The sequence below is a fragment of the Mucilaginibacter sp. genome (assembly GCF_039935595.1).
GTDB lineage: Bacteria > Bacteroidota > Bacteroidia > Sphingobacteriales > Sphingobacteriaceae > Mucilaginibacter.
In genome coordinates this window covers 1-3,134 of sequence record NZ_JBDTJZ010000010.1, presented here as the reverse complement: position 1 = coordinate 3,134, position 3,134 = coordinate 1, and the positions used below count along the sequence as shown (strand labels likewise).

The following is a 3,134-nucleotide window of genomic DNA, read 5'->3' as shown; positions in this document are numbered from 1 at the left end:
AAAGCATTATAAAAATGCTGGCTAAGATGACCACCATAGTATCCTGGATATACAAAAAATCATTGGGACATCCGGTTATTTATCCTCAAAATAAGTACGACTATGTTACCAATTTTTTAAATATGACTTTTGGTCAGCGCACCGAGCAGATACAAATAGATCCGGTTGTAGTGAATGCCATGAATACTTTACTGATACTACATGCTGATCACGAGCAGAATTGTTCAACATCAACTGTACGTATAGTAGGTTCGTCCGAGTCAAATATTTATGCTTCAGTATCAGCAGGTATTTCTGCCTTATGGGGGCCGCTACATGGCGGAGCTAACCAGGCAGTTATTGAAATGCTGGAGCAAATTAAAGAGGATGGCGGCGATACCGATAAATGGATAAATAAAGCAAAAGATAAAAACGATCCGTTCCGTTTAATGGGCTTTGGTCACCGTGTGTATAAAAACTTTGACCCTCGTGCAAAAATCATCAAAAAAGCATGTGATGATATTTTAGAGAAACTGGGCATTGATGATGAGGTATTAGAGATTGCCAAGCGTTTAGAAGAAGTGGCCTTAAAAGACCCGTATTTTGTGGAGCGTAAATTATATCCTAACGTTGATTTTTACTCAGGTATCATCTATCGTGCTTTAGGTTTCCCTACGGATATGTTCACCGTGCTATTTGCGCTGGGTCGCTTACCGGGATGGATTGCCCAATGGAAAGAGATGAAAGAAAACAAAGAGCCTATTGGTCGCCCGCGTCAAATTTATGTAGGTGATGTTAATAAGGATTATGTAGAGTTAGAAAAAAGGTAATAGCTTTAATCATATTAGAAAACCGCTTCACTTTATGGGGCGGTTTTTTTGTGCCTTGATAAAACTATAGATACATTTTAATAGTTTTGAAATTACCCTAACGCATGACTATACAGGAAATATTAAAACAATACTGGAACCATGATACCTTCCGCCCCATGCAGGAGGATATTATACAGTCTGTATTGTTAGGTCATGATACATTGGCGCTGTTACCCACAGGTGGTGGTAAATCGGTATGTTTCCAGATACCTGCTTTGGCTAAGGACGGTATATGTATTGTAATATCGCCATTGATAGCCTTAATGAAAGACCAGGTAGAAAACCTGAAAGCGAAAGGTATTGATGCGATTGCCATTGTATCAGGCATGGGCAAGCGCGAGGTTGATATTGCATTGGATAACTGTATATACGGGCCTGTAAAATTTCTGTACCTGTCGCCCGAGCGTTTACTGTCCGAATTGGTGCGGGAGCGCATTAAGTACATGAACGTAAACTTAATTGCGGTTGATGAGGCGCACTGTATATCGCAATGGGGCTATGATTTCAGGCCATCGTACCTGCATGTGGCTGATTTGCGCGAATTACACCCTAACGTACCTGTGTTGGCACTCACCGCTACCGCCACTGCCGAGGTGAGGGAAGATATACAGGAGAAGCTGCTGTTTAAAAATCAGCTTGTTTTTCAAAAAAGTTTTGAGCGTAAAAACATAAGCTATGTGGTACAGCATACCGAAAGTAAATATAAAAAGATGCTGGATATTGCGCATGGTGTAAAAGGTAGCGGAATTGTATACGTGCGAAGCAGGAAGGATTGTGCCGAAATAGCACGGTTTTATACCGACAATCAAATAAAAGCCGATTACTACCATGCAGGCTTAAGTCCCGACGAACGGGCCAAAAGACAGGAAAGCTGGAAGAATAACAAGATCCGAATTATTGTGGCTACCAATGCCTTTGGTATGGGTATTGATAAACCTGATGTGCGCTTTGTGATACATAAAGACATGCCCGAAAGCCTGGAGGCCTATTACCAGGAGGCGGGCCGCGCCGGGCGCGATGAACATAAGGCTTATGCTGTTTTATTATATAACCATCCCGACAGGTTAAAGCAGGAAAAGCTGTTTGTGCTTAATTTTCCTTCGGTGGATGAGATCAAACTGGTGTATCATCATCTGGCTAATTATTATCAGTTGGCATATGGTGCAGGCGAAGGTTTAAACTTTGATCTGGATATAAGTGATTTTTGTTCGCGCTTTAAACTCGACCCCATAAAAACACTTAACGCGCTCAAATTTTTAGAACAAGACGAATACCTGTCTTTTAACGAAAGCGTGTTCCTGCCATCCCGTTTCAGGTTTGAGGTGATGAACGAGGAGTTATATAATTTTCAGATACAGAACCAGGGTTGGGACAGGTTTATTAAAACGCTTTTACGGTCATACGGAGGTGCATTTGAAAACTATGTGCGCCTGCGCGAGTTTGACCTTGCCCGGCGTACCAACATGAACGTGCAGCAGGTAATTGAAGGCTTAAAGCAGTTACAGGACTATAATATATTAAGCTATTTGCCCCAAAACGATAAGCCACAGGTTACGTACTTAAAGCCCCGACAACATAATAATAACCTATATATTAATAAGGCATATATTGAAGAGCGCAAAGCCACTTACCTAAAAAAAATGGAAGCGGTGTTTGCTTACTCACTGCATAAAAAATGCCGCAGCCAAATGCTGCTGGCTTATTTTGATGAGCCCGGTGCACATAAGTGCGGTATTTGCGACGTATGCCTGGAAGAAAAACGGCAAAAAAACGCTGCCGAAATTGGTGACAATATCACCAATGAGCTGGTGCAGTTATTAAGCTCGACGCCTATGGATATTGATGCTCTGGTAACCTCCCTTAAAAGCGGTGACGAAAAAGAAAAGATAGCTACCATACGCTTATTACTTGATGCAGGAAAACTTAAATTTAACGGCGATAAGTATTATTTATAATTCTCCCCATCTCTCTTTGCCATAACTTTTCCTGTTTGTTAAAAAAATCTCTTTCCGGTTGGTCTATAAAATTTCAGTGTTTGTAGTGATGTACAGTGTGTGTGTCTATTACACTCATATTGGGTTTAACAAATTGTAATTCACGTAGTCATAAGGGTGTAAATAACAACAAGACATAAACAAAACATAAAATATTAAAGCTATGAAAACTACAATATTAACCCTTATCGCAGCTGCAACATTAACATTAAGCACCAGCGCTTTCGCATCAACAACCGGCGACGGAACCACTACCTTACCTAACATTACCCCGATAGCCAAAATTGAG

The 3,134-nt window shown here is 40.9% G+C and carries 2 protein-coding genes; both read left to right on the top strand.

The window, feature by feature from the left end; all coding sequences use genetic code 11:
• Positions 1-809, top strand: an 809-nt coding sequence (locus ABI367_RS00475) for a citrate/2-methylcitrate synthase (RefSeq protein WP_462229123.1), incomplete at its 5' end; no start/stop codon positions are given.
• Positions 810-913: 104 nt separating this feature from the next.
• Positions 914-2,806, top strand: coding sequence for a RecQ family ATP-dependent DNA helicase (locus tag ABI367_RS00470; RefSeq protein ID WP_462229121.1), 1,893 nt, complete (start codon positions 914-916; stop codon positions 2,804-2,806).
• Positions 2,807-3,134: the final 328 nt, after the last annotated feature.

What these genes read in the sequence shown, in the direction of transcription:
- ABI367_RS00470 (WP_462229121.1), top strand. Translation starts at nt 914, where the DNA reads ATGACTATACAGGAAATATTAAAACAATACTGGAACCATGATACCTTC.